We start from the raw sequence: 14,814 nt of genomic DNA on the forward strand, positions 1-14,814 counted from the left end.
CCGTCATCCGGGTGATTGCTGCAGGACGTGTGCCCTGCAATGCCTCCTGCGTGATGGGGTGGTCGGGCTCTGGTCTTTCCGTTGGTGATTGAGGCGGACTACCAGCTCCCAGCGCTCAGTTCTTCAATGCCGAGGGACGCTGGAAATTTGTCGCTGCCACGGTGTCGAGGCGGGGTGCGGTGCAGTGCGGCGCTGCGCCCTGGCCCGGCCAAGCGTGGCCATGTAAGGCATCGCCGCAGGACACGTCGTGGTCAGGGCACAGTCGGCGCCCGTTGGCCCAGCACCTTGCAACTGGCCGTGCAATCGGCTTGCCGCAGCGCAGCCTCCAGTCGTGCACGTGCTTCGCGATCAATGTGGCCGTCGCTTTCAGGCTTCTGCAACGCCCGCTCAATCGCATCCAGAGCCTTCTGCCGCATGTCAGGAGGCAGGCCGGGGGCCACTTCGCGGAGGATCGGCAGGGCGCTGGCCAAGGTCATCGCCCTATCGTTGGGGGAGTAGCGATCGGTCTGCGTCGCAGCCAGCGCCAGCAAGGCAATGCGCGTGATCATCCCGTCGACCATCTGCTGCATGCCTTCCAGGACCGCTGCGGTGTTGGAGCCTGCGCCACGCCTGAGCAGTTCGTGGCCCATCATGTCCAATTGCCGCGCTGAACAGGCAACGGACATGATTGCGACGTTGTCCACGGCCACGGACAGGAATGCAATCGTTTCTTCCGGATCCGGGGTGGCCAGAGCCAGGCGGAACAGTTGTTCGCCTGCCGATTGGCCGTTGCTGCAGACCGAAAGTGATTCCTCCATAGCCCCCATGCCCGCGCTGCCGGCAGGTACAAGCGCCGGGTCGGTGGCGGACATCGCCAGTAGCTTGCCAGCGCTCAGGGTAGTGTAATTGGGGACGTTGTGCGGCGAGGCTTCGTTGGCCATTGCGGTCAGTGCCCGCAGGCTTCGGTTCTGCAATTCCAGGCTGCTGCCTGCGGTCTGAGGTCCGGCCAGTGCGCTGGCAGCCGCAGTCAGCAGCAAGGCCAGCCAAAGCGGGCGCTTGCGCAGAAGGGCATCGTCCATGCAGATCCTTGATGGTCGCCAGTCATCGGCAGGATGTTGTCGAGTGTAACGGGCCGTGCGTCTACACGTCGTGTCATCGACATGTCGCGGGAGACTCACGCGGCCTATGCCAAGGCGGGCCTAGAGTTGATCGTCCCCGTCCCCCACGGAGACCTGCCATGTGGTTGCTTGACCGACTCTGGCCCCCGCGCCCTGCGCTGCCCGCCGAAACGCTGCCGCCTGCAGCGGACATGCCCGCGCGTCGAACGCCGTTGAAGCGTCCGTTGCGCGTCGGCCGGGCCAGCATGGCGCCGTGGCAGAAGGTCGCGCCGCCGCCCCGGCGCAGCCGCCACTAGCCGGTGCGATCAGAGGGGTGGTTGACCCCGTCGCTGACTGCAACGGTTCCCAGCGCGAACGGATCGATGCCTTCCAGGCAGGCCACGTTGTAGCCGTACTGTTCCGGGTTGGAGCGGCGGCGGTGGTGCGTGTAGATGCCACAGACGCCGCAGAAATAGTGCTCGGCCACGTGGGTGTTGAACTGGTACAGGCGCAGATGAGCCTGCCCGCGCACGATCTGCAGCCCGTTCCGTGCCACGCTGGCGGCGATGGCGCCGCGGCGCCGGCACATCGAACAATCGCAGCGGCGCGGGTCAACGATGCCCTCGGGCAGGTCCAGCAGCAGCTCGACCGTGCCGCAATGACAACTGGCGCGGTGCTGCGCCTGCACGGCTACACCGGCCACGGTGGTGATGCCCATCTCTGCTCCCTGCGCGCCCTTGGTGGGTGCCAGTATGGCCCCGGCCGGGCCAGCCTGAACCGGTTGTAGATGTCGCCGTGAGGCAGCTTGTGGCTAACTATGCCGCCCCGGGACCTCGACAGGACGCCAGTGAAAGCCGCAGGACGATGGATGACAGGATGTGTGATGGTGCTGCTGGCGCTGTGGGTGGCCGGCCTGTTGACCTACCAGATGCCCGGGCCGGGCTGGCTGGGCGGTGCCGTGGCGTTGCTGTGGCTGCTGGGTGCCGGTTGGGCGGCCTGGCAGGTGGCGCGCGGCTGTGGCACGCGCAGGCTGTGGGCGGCCTTTGCCGGCGCTCTGGCGCTGGCGGGGCTGTGGTGGCTGCTGCTGACCCCGCGGCAGGACCGCGACTGGGCCGATGACGTGGCGCAGCGCCTGCACGTGCAATCCTTCGATGGCCGCCACGTGGTGCTGGACAACGTGCGCGATTTCACCTGGCGCACCGAGACCGACTACGACGCGCGCTGGGTGCGCCGCAGCTACGACCTGGACCAGCTGCGTTCGGCCGATCTGGTGCTGTCGTACTGGATGGGGCCGGCGATCGCCCACACCCTGGTCTCGTTCGGATTCGAGGACGGGCGCCACCTGGTGTTCTCGCTTGAAATCCGCAAGGAGCGCGGTGAATCGTTCTCGGCACTGGGTGGCTTCTTCCGCAAGTTCGAGATGACCCTGGTCGCGTCCGAAGAAACCGACATCATCCGCACCCGCACCAACGCGCGCGGCGAGGATGTCTACCTGTACCGCCTGCACGGGATGGACCGCAACCAGCTCAAGACCCTGTTCGCTGCCTACATCGACCAGGCACGGCAACTTGATGCTACGCCCGGCTTCTACAACACGTTGACCAGCAACTGCACCACGATCGTCTTCGATCTGGCGCGGCACATCGCCCCGCGCCTGCCGCTGGACTACCGGTTGCTGGCCTCGGGTTACCTGGCCGAGTACGCGCAGGAGGTGGGCGCGCTCACGCCTGGCGTGCCATACGACGAACTGCATGCCAAGGGCCGCATCACCGAGCGCGCGCTGAAGATGGCCCCCGACGATGATTTCTCCACCGTGATCCGCCAGGGCATCCCCGGCACCGAGCAGGACCCGCAGCAATGACCCCGATGATCCTGTTCCGCTGGCAGCGCGTGCTGCCGGCGCTGTTGGCTGCCTTCCTGCTGCTGGGTGGCAGCGGCTGCGCGATGGTCACCGTCAAACAGGTGGCATCCAGCGATTACCTGGTCAACAAGCGTGCCGACGTGCTCAATACCGGCAAGCTCAGCCCCGCCTCGCGCGAGACGCTGAGTGCGGCCGGGCTGGACGAATCGCAGTGCGAGAAGGACTTCCTGGTCTGCCGCAGCACGCTGTTGATGACCGATGAACTCAACGTCGAACAGCGGTTGTCGACGCTGTCCGAGTTGTGGGTGAAGGCTGCTCTGGCACTGACGCCGAAGAAGCAGGCGGCCAACGAGCCGCCGATGAGCGATGCAGCCCTGGATGCATGGCTGGAGGCAGCGCGCTATGGCTACGCCTATCTGTTCTACAGCGGGCGCTCACCCTCCGATCGCGCATTCGAGGACCGGCAGACGCAGGTGCGCGATTACTACAACTACGCTGCCGAGAAGGCCGCCGTGGTGTTGTTCGCGCGCGCCCGTGCCGCTGCGCTGGCCGGCGAGGACTACACCAAGCCGGTGTCGGCGGGCAGCTGGACGCTGGCTTCCGATTTCCAGCGGCTGTCGCTGAAGAGCATCCCCAAGCAGCTGGTGCCGGCGGGCACCGTCAGCTTCGTCGGCATGCGCAGCACCTATCGCCGCGATGGTTTCGGCGCCGAGTTGGTGATGGTGATGGACCCGCCGAAGCTGGTGGTGCCGGCAGTCGCCGCAGAGGGGGCCAAGGCCGATACGGCACAGGCGCAGGCCACCAAGGACGAGCAGGAGGAGGGCGGCCGTCGCGGACGTCGCCACCAGCACGACGATTCGGTGCCCGAGTACAGCGAGATGTCCTCGATCAACGTCACCGCATTGCTGCGTTTTGAAGGCAACACGCTGGAAGACGTGATGCGCACCCGCCAGGTGCTGCTGGATGGCTATTCGCCGGAGGCGACCGAGCGCATCAGCCTGCATGGCGAAGAGGTGCCGCTGGCGGGCAACTTCACTGCCGCCTACGGCCTGTGGCTGGCGCAGAGCGGGTTCGCCACGCAGTCGCTGCGTACCCTGTTCGGCATGAGCGAGGGCATCGGCGAGCCGCACATCTACCTGATGCAGCCGTGGGATCCGAACCGCCGCATCATCTTCATGCTGCATGGCCTGGGCAGCAGCCCGGAAGCGTGGGTGAACCTGGCCAACGAGATCATGGGTGACCCCGAACTGCGTCAGCAGTTCCAGGTGTGGCAGGTGTACTACCCGACCAATGCGCCGATCGCGCTGAACCGCTATGAGATCGCCAGCGCGTTCAACGACACGCTGAAGCACTTCGACCCGAATGGCAGCACGCGTGCTTCCAAGGACATGGTCTACATCGGCCACAGCATGGGCGGCGTGCTGGCGCGGCTGCTGGTCAGCGACTCGGGTGATGTACTGTGGAACGATCTGCTGGCCAACTACAACCTGAAGGGCGAACGCCTGAAGCGGGTGCAGTCCAAGCTGGGTCCGCTGCTGCACTTCAAGGCCGAACCGAACGTGGAGCGTGCGATCTTCATCGCAGCCCCGCACCAGGGCACGGACATCGCCGGCAACAAGGTCGGTCGCCTGATCGGCCGCCTTGTTCGCCTGCCGCTGACCATCCTCGGCAAGTTCGAGGATGTATTCCTGGCGCTGGCGCAGGCCGAGCAGCAGGTGGATGGCACGGCCAAGCCGAAGATCCCCAACAGCATCGACAACCTCAAGGCCAGCGACCCGTTCGTGAAAGCCGCTGCGCAGCTGCCGATCACGCCAGGCCTGAAGTACCACTCGATCATCGCCCAGCGCAAACCGGAACTGCCGGTGGAGAAGTCCGACGATGGGCTGGTGCCGTACTGGAGCTCGCACCTGCCGGGCGCGCTGTCGGAGAAGGTGATCATTTCCGGCCACAGTGTGCAGGAAACCCCGCAGGCGGTGCTGGAAGTGCGCCGCATCCTGCACCAGGACATCGATGAAGTGGGCACGGTGGCGCGCCCCTGATCGCGGCGTCCGCCGGGCGTGCCCCCGGCGGAACCTGCACCCCCGCTTACACGCGACGTGCGATCACCGTGGCGAGCGCGGCCAGACCCAGGGTGATGGCCAGGCACAGGACGTAACCGGTATGCGGGGCGCGTTCCACGAACAGTGCGAACAGCGCGCCGGATACCGCCAGTGCGGCGGTCACCGACAACGCTTCGCTCAACTGCAGTGCCGAGGTGTTCGCGCCCTGCTCGTGTGGCGGTGACAGTGACAAGGTCAGTACCGACAGGCTGGCGTAGATCATGCCCATGCCGAAGCCGGTCAGCGTCCAGCCGACCAGTGCGACCGGCAGGGGCACCGCAGTGAACAGCACCGCCAGCGTCGCGGCGATGCCCACGGTCATCAGCGGCGTGCCGACGCGCAGCAGTTGCTGGCGCGACCAGCCGCGCTGTTGGTGACCCTGCAGCCACGAGCCGGTGAACCAGCCCAGCGCGCCCAGACTCAGCACGGCACCGGCCCAGCTGGGCGACAGCCCGCGCTCGCGTTGCAGCAGCAGGGGCAGGTAGGCCTCGCAGGCGAAGAACGCCGCAGCGGCCACACCACGCAGTGCGATCACGCTGGGCAGGCCGCGGCGCAGGCGCAGGGTCCCGGCGGGCAACAGGCGATGCACGCAGAACAGCAGCGCCAGCATCGCCACGCCGATGCACACCAGCGCTGGCACGCCCTGTTGCTGCCCACCCAGGTACAGCAGCAGGGCAGCCAGGGACGCGCCGGTGGCCCAGCGTACGATGCTGCCGCGGCCATCATTGGCGACACCGGTCGCTGGAGCCTGCATGCGTGCCAGCGCCGGTCGCAGCAACAGGCCGGCCGGTATCGCCAGCAGCGGTACCGCCAGGAACACCCAGCGCCAGCCCAGGTGCTGCACGATCACCCCGCTCAGTGCCGGGCCGATCATCGAGGGCACCACCCAACCAGCAGAGAACGCGGCGAATACCTTCGGCCGCAGATGTTCGGGATAGGTGCGGCCGACCATCACATACAACGAGACCGAAATGGCACCGGCGCCGAGGCCCTGCAGCAGACGGCCGGCCACCAGCATGCCCATGCGCATCGCGAAGCCGGCCAGCAGCAGGCCCAGCACGAAGCAGGCCAGGCCCCACCACAACGCCCGTGCCGGCCCGTGGCGGTCGGCCCAGCGGCCGGCCAGGGTCATGCCGATCACGCTGGTGGCCAGCGTGCCACCGAAGGCCAGTGCATACAGGCGCAGGCCGTCCAGCGCCTCGGCTACGGTAGGCATCGCGGCGGCTACCGCCAGCGCCTCGAAGGCATGCAGTGAGACCAGAGCGACCATGCCCAGGGTGGTGGCGCGGTAGCGCGCGGACAGGATGGAGGAATCGACCGGATCGGCCGTGGCAGCGGGGGAGGGCATCGGGTTCCTGCGGATGGCGGACGGGCCGCGCTTGTCATCTGGCGGCGATGGTAGCAGCATGCCACCTCAACCAAAGTTGAGGTCAATCGATGCTGGCACAGGACATGAGCGTCGGCGATGTCGCCCGCCGCAGTGGCGTGGCGGTCTCTGCGCTGCATTTCTACGAGCGCAAGGGGTTGATCAGCAGCCTGCGCACCTCGGGCAACCAGCGCCGCTACGCCCGCGACGTGCTGCGGCGGCTGGCGGTGATCCGGGTGGCGCAACGCGTGGGCATGCCGCTGGAGGCGGTGGCGCGTGCGTTCGAGAGCCTGCCGCAGGGGCGGGCGCCGACCAAGGCCGACTGGGCCAAGCTGTCGGCACGCTGGCAGGTGGAGCTGGAGGAACGCATCCACATGCTGCAACTGCTGCGCGACGAGCTGACCGGCTGCATCGGCTGCGGCTGCCTGTCACTGAAGCGTTGCCGCCTGGCCAACCCGGAGGACGTGCTCGGCGAACGCGGCGACGGCCCGATGCGCTGGGGCTGACCGTGCTGGTGGGTGCCGACCCTGGTCGGCGCGCCCGTCACCAGACAGTGATCGTTTCGCCGCTCTGGATGCCTTCCACCGCGCGCTGGAAGGCCAGCGCCGCGCGCTGTGCGGTGACTGCTTCAAAGCCGGGGAAGTACGGGCCATAGGCTTCCATCGATTCCACCAGCACATTCGGGCTGACCACGTTGATGCGCAGCCCGCGCGGCAGCAGTTCCAGCGCCGCCGCGCGCACGAAACCTTCCAGTGCATGGTTGACGGCGGTGGCGTTGGCACCATCGCGGATCGGCTGCGCGCTGACGATGCCACTGGTCAGGGTGATCGAGCCGCCCGCGTTCAGATGGTGCTGCGCGGCCAGTGCAAGACGCACCTGGCCGAGCAGCTTGTCCTGCAGGCCGATGTTGAACTGTTCGGGTGTCATCTGCTGCAGCGGGCCGAAATGCAGCTTGCCGGTGGTGGAGATCACTGCATCGACCGGGCCGGTCTGCGCGAACAGCTCGCGCACGCTGGCGTCGTCGGTGAGGTCCACGCGCAGGCTGCCGCTGCGGCGGCCGGCTGCGAGGATCTCGTGCTGCTGGCCCAGGTGGCGGGCAACGGCCTGGCCGAGGGTGCCGCTGGCACCGACGAGAAGAATCTTCATGACAGCTCCTTGCGAGAGGGGATGGAGGCAGTCTGCGCCGTCGCAGGCCGGTTTGGTAATAGGCGTATGATTCGCATATTCCCAACCATGGGTTTGCAATGGATACCTTGCGCTGCATGCAGGCCTTCGTCGCCGTGGCCGAGCACGGCAGTTTTTCCGCCGCCGCCAGCCAGCTGCAGGTCTCGGCGGTGATGGTCGGCAAGTACATCCAGAAGCTGGAAGCGCACCTGGGCACCGCGCTGCTGCAGCGGAACACCCGGCGCCAACGCCTGACCGAGGCCGGCAACGCCTATCTGGCCGGTTGCCGGCAGGTGCTGGAACAGGTGCAGCAGGCCGAGGCGGACGTGGCCGGGCTGCAGGTGCAGCCACGCGGACTGTTGCGGGTCAGTGCGCCGACCACCTGGGGCAGTTGTGTGCTCGCACCGCTGCTGGCCGAGCTGCTGCGGGCACAGCCGCTGCTGAACCTCGAACTGGACCTGAGCAATCGCCGCATCGATCTAATCGAGGATGGCTTCGATGCAGCGATACGCGTCGGTCCGCTGCCGTCGCAGGAACTGGTGGCGCGGCCGCTGCCGCCGTATGCGATGAGCCTGTGCGCATCACCGTCGTACCTGCGCCGCCGCGGTACGCCGCGCACGCCTGCCGATCTTGAAGGGCATGATTGTCTGAGCCACCTGGCCTGGCGGGGCGGTCACGGTTGGCAGTTGGCCAACGGCGAACAGGTGGACTGGGAAGCGCGGCTGACCAGCAATGACGGTTACGCGCTGCGCGAAGCAGCCGTGGCGGGTGCGGGCCTGGTGCTGCAGCCGACCGCGCTGCTTGCCGGTGAAATCGCGGCAGGACGATTGAAGCCACTGCTGCGTGACCATCTGCCCGAACCACGGCCGATGCACCTGATCTACCTGCCCGACCGTCGCTCTCGACCGCGGCTGCAGTGTTTCGTCGATTTCGTCATGACGAAGCTGGGGACGTAGATCCACGCATGGTGTGGATGGCGGTGGGTGCCGACCGTTGGTCGGCACACCTGTTTCAATCATTCGCTGCAGAGAGCTCCTGCCCACGCACCTGCGCCGCACGCAGTGCCTTTTCCACCAGCGTTTCAAACCCGCCGGCCTGGAAACTCTCGATCGCCGCCTGCGTGGTGCCGTTGGGCGAGGTCACCCGGCGACGCAGTTCGGCCGGGCTTTCACCGGCTTCGTCCAGCATGCGCGAGGCGCCCAGCAGCGTCTGCACCACAAGCGTGCGCGCCGCCTCTGCAGGCAGGCCCTGTGCGATACCCGCCGCTTCCATCGCTTCTGCCAGCAGGAACACATAGGCCGGGCCACTGCCGGATACGGCGGTGACCGAGTCCATCTGCGCTTCGTCGTCGATCCACACCGTGCGTCCTGCGCTGGCCAGAACGCGTTCGGCCTGCGCATGCTGCTGCGCATCCACCGAGGGCGTTGCATACAGACCGGTAACCCCTGCACCGAGCAGCGCCGGCGTGTTGGGCATCGCGCGCACCACCGGCAGCGAACCACCCAACCAGCGCTGCAGCTGCGGGCTGGTGATGCCGGCGGCGATCGAGATGACCAAGGGTTTGTGCGCCTGCGCCAGCACCTGCAGTGACTGGCAGACATCGCGCAGCACCTGCGGTTTCACTGCCAGCAGCCACGTATCGCCCTGTGCCGCCGCGTCGGTCGCGTTGTCATGGGTCTGCACGCCGAAATCAGCAGCGAGTGCTTCTCGCAGTTCGGCCACCGGTTCGGCCACGTGGATGTGCGTGGCCGGCACGCCCTGCCGGATCAGGCCGGCGATCAGGCTGCGGGCCATGTTGCCGCCGCCAATGAAGGTGATGGAATCAGCTGCCATGGGAATCTCCTTGGAATCAGGCAGGGCGCGGACGCGCGCCGAACAGGGCGGTGCCGATGCGCACCAGGGTGGCACCTTCGGCAATGGCTTCAGCGTAGTCGCTGCTCATGCCCATCGACAGGGTGTCCACCTGCGGATGACGGACCGCCAGTGTCTCGAAAAGTGTGCGCATGCGCACGAACGCATCGCGTCGGCGCTCGGCCTCGGGCCACGGCGCAGGAATCGCCATCAGGCCGCGCAACCGCAGCTTGGGTTCGGCGAGGATGGCCGCGGCCAACGCCTCCACGTCCTCCGGCACGCAGCCGTGCTTGCTCGATTCGTCATCGATGTTGACCTGGATGAGCACGTTCAGCGGGCCACGTTCAGCGGGGCGGTAGCGGGCCAGGGCGGTGACCAGCTTGGGCCGGTCCACGCTCTGCACCCAGTCGAAGTGCGTGGCCACCGGCTCGGCCTTGTTCGACTGCAGGTGGCCGATCAGGTGCCATTCCAGGCCCAGGTGATGCAGTTCCTGCATCTTGGCCAGCGCCTCCTGCACGTAGTTCTCGCCGAAGGCGGTCTGGCCCTGCGCGGCAAGGGCCGCGACGGCCTCGGCCGGCTGGGTCTTGGACACCGCCAGCAGGCGCGGCGGTGGCCGCCCGGCGGCATCGGCGGCGTTGTGCAGGTTGCTCAGGATCTGGGGCAGGGGAGTGGCCACGTAACGCGTTCCGTTCAATCAGGAGGCTATACTGCCGCCCGGGGAAAGATCCTTCCAGTCGAAGCCGTTATTGGGGAGTAGCCGCTCATGGATATCGCCGAGCTGTTGGCGTTTTCCGTAAAGAACAAAGCGTCCGACCTGCATCTGTCCGCAGGCCTGCCGCCGATGATCCGTGTGGACGGCGATGTTCGCCGGATCAACATTCCAGCCCTGGACCACAAGCAGGTCCATGCGCTGGTGTACGACATCATGTCCGACAAGCAGCGCCGCGATTACGAGGAGTTCCTCGAAGTCGACTTCTCCTTCGAGATTCCGTCGCTGGCGCGCTTCCGTGTCAATGCGTTCAACCAGAACCGTGGCGCCGGTGCGGTGTTCCGTACCATTCCGTCCGAAGTGCTGACCCTGGAAGACCTGGCCTGCCCGCCGCTGTTCCGCGAGGTGATTCAGCAGCCGCAGGGGCTGATCCTGGTGACCGGCCCGACCGGTTCGGGCAAGTCGACCACGCTGGCGGCGATGATCGACTACATCAACAAGAACGAATACGGCCATATCCTCACTGTCGAGGATCCGATCGAATTCGTGCACACCTCGCAGAAGTGCCTGATCAACCAGCGCGAAGTGCATCGCGATACGCACGGCTTCAACGAGGCGCTGCGCTCGGCATTGCGTGAGGACCCGGACATCATCCTGGTCGGCGAACTGCGTGACCTGGAAACCATCCGCCTGGCGCTGACCGCCGCGGAAACCGGCCACCTGGTGTTCGGCACCCTGCACACCAGTTCGGCGGCCAAGACCATCGACCGCATCATCGACGTGTTCCCGGCCGGCGAGAAGCCGATGGTGCGCTCGATGCTGTCCGAATCGCTGCGCGCGGTCATTTCGCAGGCGCTGCTGAAGAAGGTCGGTGGCGGTCGTACCGCCGCGTGGGAAATCATGGTCGGCACCCCGGCCATCCGCAACCTGATCCGCGAAGACAAGGTGGCGCAGATGTATTCGGCCATCCAGACCGGCCAGCAGTACGGCATGATGACCCTGGACCAGCACCTGCAGGACCTGGTCAAGCGCAGCCTGATCACCCGCAACCAGGCCCGCGAATACGCCAAGGACAAGCGTCTGTTCGAGTAAGGCGAGGCAATGACGGGGCAGGGCGCAGCACTACGCCATCGGCCCCGCGCTGTTTCCTCCACCGACCGATTCCTGGTACATGCCCCATTGGGAGCCCGCCGTGAACACCACCGCGACCACCATCGATTTCACCTCGTTCCTCAAGCTGATGGCGCACCAGCGCGCCTCGGACCTGTTCATCACCGCTGGCATGCCGCCGGCGATCAAGGTCAACGGCAAGATCTCGCCGATCACCCAGACCCCGCTCACGCCCCAGCAGAGCCGCGACCTGGTGCTGAACGTGATGACGCCGGCGCAGCGCGAGGAATTCGAAAAGACCCACGAATGCAACTTCGCCATCGGCCTGTCCGGTGTCGGCCGCTTCCGTGTGAGCTGCTTCTACCAGCGCAACCAGGTCGGCATGGTGCTGCGTCGCATCGAGACGCGCATCCCGACCGTGGAAGAGCTGAGCCTGCCGCCGATCATCAAGACCCTGGCGATGACCAAGCGCGGCATCATCCTGTTCGTCGGCGCTACCGGTACCGGTAAATCCACGTCGCTGGCAGCGATGATCGGTTACCGCAACCAGAATTCGACCGGGCACATCATCACCATCGAAGACCCGATCGAATTCGTGCACAAGCACGAGGGCTGCATCATCACCCAGCGCGAAGTCGGTATCGATACCGACAGCTGGGAAGCCGCGCTGAAGAACACCCTGCGCCAGGCCCCGGATGTGATCATGATCGGCGAGGTGCGTACCCGCGAGGGCATGGACCACGCCATCGCCTTCGCCGAAACCGGCCATCTGGTGCTGTGCACGCTGCACGCCAACAACGCCAACCAGGCGATGGACCGCATCGTCAATTTCTTCCCGGAAGATCGCCGCAACCAGCTGTTGATGGATCTGTCGCTGAACCTCAAGGGCGTGGTCGCGCAGCAGTTGATTCCTTCGCCGGATGGCCGCTCGCGCAAGGTGGCGATGGAGATCCTGCTGGGCACGCCGCTGGTGCAGGACTACATCCGCGACGGCGAGATCCACAAGCTGAAGGAACTGATGAAGGAATCGGTCCAGCTGGGCATGAAGACCTTCGACCAGAGCCTGTTCGAGCTGTACCAGGCCGGTGAGATCAGCTACGAGGACGCACTGCGCTACGCCGATTCGCAGAACGAAGTGCGCCTGCGCATCAAGCTCAGCCAGGGCGGCGATGCCCGCACCCTGTCGCAGGGGCTGGATGGCGTGGAGATTTCAGAGGTCCGGTAACAAGCGCGCCGGCCACCGGCGCCAGTGCGATGGATGGCAGGACGGATTCATGAAATCCAGTCATGACCGACTGCCATCCAGGTCGTTCAATCCGCCGGCCCTGCAGGCGTATCGTCATCGCTCCCCTACTGGAGCACGACGATGCAGACACGTGAACTCGGCCGCAGCGGCCTGAAAGTCTCCGCCCTGGGCCTGGGCTGCATGGGCCTGAGCCACGGCTACGGTCCCGCCGTCGAGCAGAGCCAGGGCATCGCCCTGCTGCATGCGGCGGTTGAACGCGGCGTTACCTTCTTCGACACCGCCGAAGTCTATGGGCCGTATACCAACGAAGATCTGCTCGGCAAAGCGCTGGCGCCGCACCGCGACAAGCTGGTGATCGCCACCAAGTTCGGCTTCAAGGACGCACGGGTCGACACTGGCCTGGACAGTCGCCCTGAGAACATCCGAGCGGTGGCCGAGGCCAGCCTCAAACGCCTGCGCACGGACCATATCGACCTGTTCTACCAGCACCGTGTGGATCCGAACGTGCCGATCGAGGACGTCGCCGGTACCGTGCGTGACCTGATCGCCGAGGGCAAGGTGCGCCACTTCGGCTTGTCCGAAGCCAGTGCGGCCACGGTGCGTCGTGCCCATGCCGTGCAACCGGTGGCTGCAGTGCAGAGCGAGTATTCGCTGTGGTGGCGCGAACCGGAACGCGAACTGCTGCCGGCGCTGCAGGAACTGGGCATCGGCTTCGTTCCGTTCAGTCCGCTGGGTCGCGGTTTCCTGACCGGCGCGATCAACGCCGACACCACCTTCGCCGACAATGATTTCCGCAACACCGTGCCTCGCTTCGAAGTGGAAGCACGCCGCGCCAATCAAGCGCTGGTTGACCGCATCGCCACGATCGCGGCGGCGCGGGGTGCCACCCCGGCACAGGTCGCGCTGGCCTGGCTGCTGGCGCAGGCGCCCTGGATCGTGCCGATTCCGGGTACGACCAAGATCCATCGCCTGGAAGAGAACCTGGCCGCCGCCGACCTGCAGTTGTCGCCGGCCGAGCTGGAGCGTATCGCGCAGACACTGCAGGAGATCGCCATCGTCGGCGAGCGCTACAACGCGCAGCGTGCGGCACAGGCCAAGGGCTGATTGCGCCGGGTGCGTTCTGCGGTGGGTGCGGACTCTCGCCCCGTGGTGGGTGCGGACCGTTGGTCCGCACGCCTCACCCCGCCATCGGCCCGCGCAATGCATCAAGCACGGTGCGCATCGCCACGGTGACGTGCCGGCGCGACGGGTAGTACGCGTAGTAGCCGTCGAAGTGCGGGCACCAGTCATCCAGTGTTGATTGCAGCCGGCCCTCCTGCAGGGCCGCCTGCACCTGGTCCTCGGGCAGCCAGGCCAGGCCACTGCCGGCCAGTGCTGCCGCCCGCGTCATGCCCATGGTGTTGAAGGTCCATTGGCCGGAGACGCGGATGCTCAGTTCGTTGCCGTCCTGGCCGAAATCCCACGGCATCAGGCCGCCATGGGTGGGCAGGCGCAGGGTGATGCAGTTGTGCGTGGCCAGATCGTGCGGATGCACCGGCGCCACGTGCTGGCGGAAGTATGACGGCGCGCCCACCACGCGCATGCGTAGCGGCGGGCTGATCGGCAGCGCCACCATGTCGCGTGCCAGGCGCTCACCGAGACGGATGCCGATGTCGTAGCGCTCGGCGACGATGTCGGCCAGGCCGTAATCGGTGGTCAGCTCGACCTTCAGGTCGGGGTACTGCTGCAGCAGCGGCGCCAGTCTTGGCCACGCCAGGTATTCGGCGGCGTGGCCGGTGGCATTGATGCGGATGGTGCCTGCGGGCCGCTCGCGGTATTCGGCCAGTGCGGCCAGTTCGTCTTCGATCTCGGCCAGGCGCGGGGCCAGGGTTTCCAGCAGGCGGGCACCGGCCTCGGTGGTGGCGACGCTGCGGGTGGTGCGGGTCAGCAGGCGCACGCTCAGTCGTTCTTCCAGCGCGCGCATGGCGTGGCTGAGGGCGGACTGGGAGACGCCCAGCTGGGCGGCGGCCTTGGTGAAGCTGCCTTCGCGGGCGACGTGGACGAAGGCTTGCAGGTCGTTGAGGTTTTCACGCGGCATGAGGGAATGATACGGCCGGGCTGCGCCCGGCGCCCGCGGAGGCCGGAGCAACGGCAACGGCAAAAGCGAGCTTCCTGTGGGATTGCGGGGTGGGTCCGGTTGCGGGGGACGCTGCAAGTACGTCCACATGTAAGCTCGGTCGCGCCTTGCTCGTGTGCGCTGTCCTGCGCACACGGCAAGACCGGGGTTGGGCGTCCTGCCCAACCCGCCCGAGGCATGCCTCGGGCCCATGGCGCTCACGCCCCCGCAACCGGA

14 protein-coding genes are annotated in these 14,814 nt (G+C 66.6%); 7 read left to right on the plus strand and 7 right to left on the minus strand.

All coding sequences use genetic code 11. The features are described 5' to 3' along the window. Positions 1-251: 251 nt before the first annotated feature. A complete protein-coding gene (locus WKB25_RS14825) occupies positions 252-1,016 on the minus strand; it encodes a hypothetical protein (RefSeq protein WP_340571458.1) in 765 nt (254 codons plus the stop codon). Between the two features lie 373 nt (positions 1,017-1,389). Further along, positions 1,390-1,794, minus strand: coding sequence for a GFA family protein (locus WKB25_RS14830; RefSeq protein WP_340571460.1), 405 nt, complete (start codon positions 1,792-1,794; stop codon positions 1,390-1,392). A 165-nt stretch (positions 1,795-1,959) separates the two neighbouring features. Between WKB25_RS14830 and WKB25_RS14835 the strand changes: the two genes are divergently transcribed. Then, on the plus strand, positions 1,960-2,937 hold the full coding sequence (locus tag WKB25_RS14835) for a DUF4105 domain-containing protein (protein ID WP_340571479.1): 978 nt from the start codon (positions 1,960-1,962) through the stop codon (positions 2,935-2,937). Continuing rightward, positions 2,934-4,976, plus strand: a complete 2,043-nt coding sequence (locus WKB25_RS14840; RefSeq protein ID WP_340571462.1) for an alpha/beta hydrolase — start codon at positions 2,934-2,936, stop codon at positions 4,974-4,976. Before WKB25_RS14835 ends, WKB25_RS14840 begins: the two co-directional genes overlap by 4 nt. Before the next feature lie 46 nt (positions 4,977-5,022). On the opposite strand, the gene WKB25_RS14845 is transcribed toward WKB25_RS14840, so the two are convergent. Further along, positions 5,023-6,444, minus strand: a complete 1,422-nt coding sequence (locus WKB25_RS14845; RefSeq protein WP_340571464.1) for an MFS transporter — start codon at positions 6,442-6,444, stop codon at positions 5,023-5,025. 29 nt (positions 6,445-6,473) lie between these two features. Between WKB25_RS14845 and soxR the strand changes: the two genes are divergently transcribed. Further along, a complete protein-coding gene (soxR, locus tag WKB25_RS14850; protein ID WP_230109663.1) occupies positions 6,474-6,908 on the plus strand; it encodes a redox-sensitive transcriptional activator SoxR in 435 nt (144 codons plus the stop codon). A 37-nt stretch (positions 6,909-6,945) separates the two neighbouring features. Here soxR and WKB25_RS14855 read toward each other — a convergent pair whose 3' ends face one another. Beyond that, positions 6,946-7,548, minus strand: a complete 603-nt coding sequence (locus WKB25_RS14855) for a short chain dehydrogenase (RefSeq protein WP_340571467.1) — start codon at positions 7,546-7,548, stop codon at positions 6,946-6,948. Positions 7,549-7,646: 98 nt separating this feature from the next. On the opposite strand from WKB25_RS14855, the gene WKB25_RS14860 reads away from it, so the two are divergent. Next, positions 7,647-8,522: a LysR family transcriptional regulator gene (locus WKB25_RS14860; protein ID WP_340571469.1), complete on the plus strand. Its 876-nt coding sequence runs from the start codon at positions 7,647-7,649 to the stop codon at positions 8,520-8,522. A 55-nt stretch (positions 8,523-8,577) separates the two neighbouring features. On the opposite strand, the gene proC is transcribed toward WKB25_RS14860, so the two are convergent. Both proC and WKB25_RS14870 read right to left on the minus strand, forming a co-directional pair. Further along, on the minus strand, positions 8,578-9,399 hold the full coding sequence (gene proC, locus WKB25_RS14865) for a pyrroline-5-carboxylate reductase (protein ID WP_340571471.1): 822 nt from the start codon (positions 9,397-9,399) through the stop codon (positions 8,578-8,580). A gap of 16 nt (positions 9,400-9,415) precedes the next feature. Next, on the minus strand, positions 9,416-10,093 hold the full coding sequence (locus tag WKB25_RS14870) for a YggS family pyridoxal phosphate-dependent enzyme (RefSeq protein WP_340571472.1): 678 nt from the start codon (positions 10,091-10,093) through the stop codon (positions 9,416-9,418). Between the two features lie 87 nt (positions 10,094-10,180). On the opposite strand from WKB25_RS14870, the gene WKB25_RS14875 reads away from it, so the two are divergent. The 3 genes from WKB25_RS14875 to WKB25_RS14885 all read left to right on the plus strand — a co-directional run bounded on the left by WKB25_RS14875 (position 10,181) and on the right by WKB25_RS14885 (position 13,586). Continuing rightward, complete coding sequence (locus WKB25_RS14875; RefSeq protein WP_004147099.1) at positions 10,181-11,218, plus strand: type IV pilus twitching motility protein PilT; 1,038 nt, start codon at positions 10,181-10,183, stop codon at positions 11,216-11,218. A gap of 79 nt (positions 11,219-11,297) precedes the next feature. Beyond that, positions 11,298-12,461, plus strand: a complete 1,164-nt coding sequence (locus WKB25_RS14880) for a PilT/PilU family type 4a pilus ATPase (protein ID WP_049467229.1) — start codon at positions 11,298-11,300, stop codon at positions 12,459-12,461. A gap of 141 nt (positions 12,462-12,602) precedes the next feature. Then, on the plus strand, positions 12,603-13,586 hold the full coding sequence (locus WKB25_RS14885) for an aldo/keto reductase (RefSeq protein WP_340571474.1): 984 nt from the start codon (positions 12,603-12,605) through the stop codon (positions 13,584-13,586). 73 nt (positions 13,587-13,659) lie between these two features. Here WKB25_RS14885 and WKB25_RS14890 read toward each other — a convergent pair whose 3' ends face one another. Next, entirely contained in the window at positions 13,660-14,559 is a 900-nt protein-coding gene (locus WKB25_RS14890; protein WP_340571475.1) for a LysR family transcriptional regulator, read from the minus strand. Positions 14,560-14,814 lie beyond the last annotated feature (255 nt).

This window comes from Stenotrophomonas sp. G106K1 (assembly GCF_037969685.1).
In the GTDB taxonomy this organism is placed as follows: domain Bacteria; phylum Pseudomonadota; class Gammaproteobacteria; order Xanthomonadales; family Xanthomonadaceae; genus Stenotrophomonas; species Stenotrophomonas lactitubi.

Excerpts from the sequence above, each read along its gene's own strand:
- WKB25_RS14880 (WP_049467229.1), top strand. The coding sequence starts at position 11,298 with ATGCCCCATTGGGAGCCCGCCGTGAACACCACCGCGACCACCATCGAT.
- WKB25_RS14885 (WP_340571474.1), top strand. The coding sequence starts at position 12,603 with ATGCAGACACGTGAACTCGGCCGCAGCGGCCTGAAAGTCTCCGCCCTG.
- WKB25_RS14835 (WP_340571479.1), top strand. The coding sequence starts at position 1,960 with ATGGTGCTGCTGGCGCTGTGGGTGGCCGGCCTGTTGACCTACCAGATG.
- WKB25_RS14855 (WP_340571467.1), bottom strand. The coding sequence starts at position 7,548 with ATGAAGATTCTTCTCGTCGGTGCCAGCGGCACCCTCGGCCAGGCCGTT.
- WKB25_RS14840 (WP_340571462.1), top strand. The coding sequence starts at position 2,934 with ATGACCCCGATGATCCTGTTCCGCTGGCAGCGCGTGCTGCCGGCGCTG.
- WKB25_RS14830 (WP_340571460.1), bottom strand. The coding sequence starts at position 1,794 with ATGGGCATCACCACCGTGGCCGGTGTAGCCGTGCAGGCGCAGCACCGC.
- soxR (WP_230109663.1), top strand. The coding sequence starts at position 6,474 with ATGCTGGCACAGGACATGAGCGTCGGCGATGTCGCCCGCCGCAGTGGC.
- WKB25_RS14845 (WP_340571464.1), bottom strand. The coding sequence starts at position 6,444 with ATGCTGCTACCATCGCCGCCAGATGACAAGCGCGGCCCGTCCGCCATC.
- WKB25_RS14890 (WP_340571475.1), bottom strand. The coding sequence starts at position 14,559 with ATGCCGCGTGAAAACCTCAACGACCTGCAAGCCTTCGTCCACGTCGCC.
- proC (WP_340571471.1), bottom strand. The coding sequence starts at position 9,399 with ATGGCAGCTGATTCCATCACCTTCATTGGCGGCGGCAACATGGCCCGC.
- WKB25_RS14875 (WP_004147099.1), top strand. The coding sequence starts at position 10,181 with ATGGATATCGCCGAGCTGTTGGCGTTTTCCGTAAAGAACAAAGCGTCC.
- WKB25_RS14860 (WP_340571469.1), top strand. The coding sequence starts at position 7,647 with ATGGATACCTTGCGCTGCATGCAGGCCTTCGTCGCCGTGGCCGAGCAC.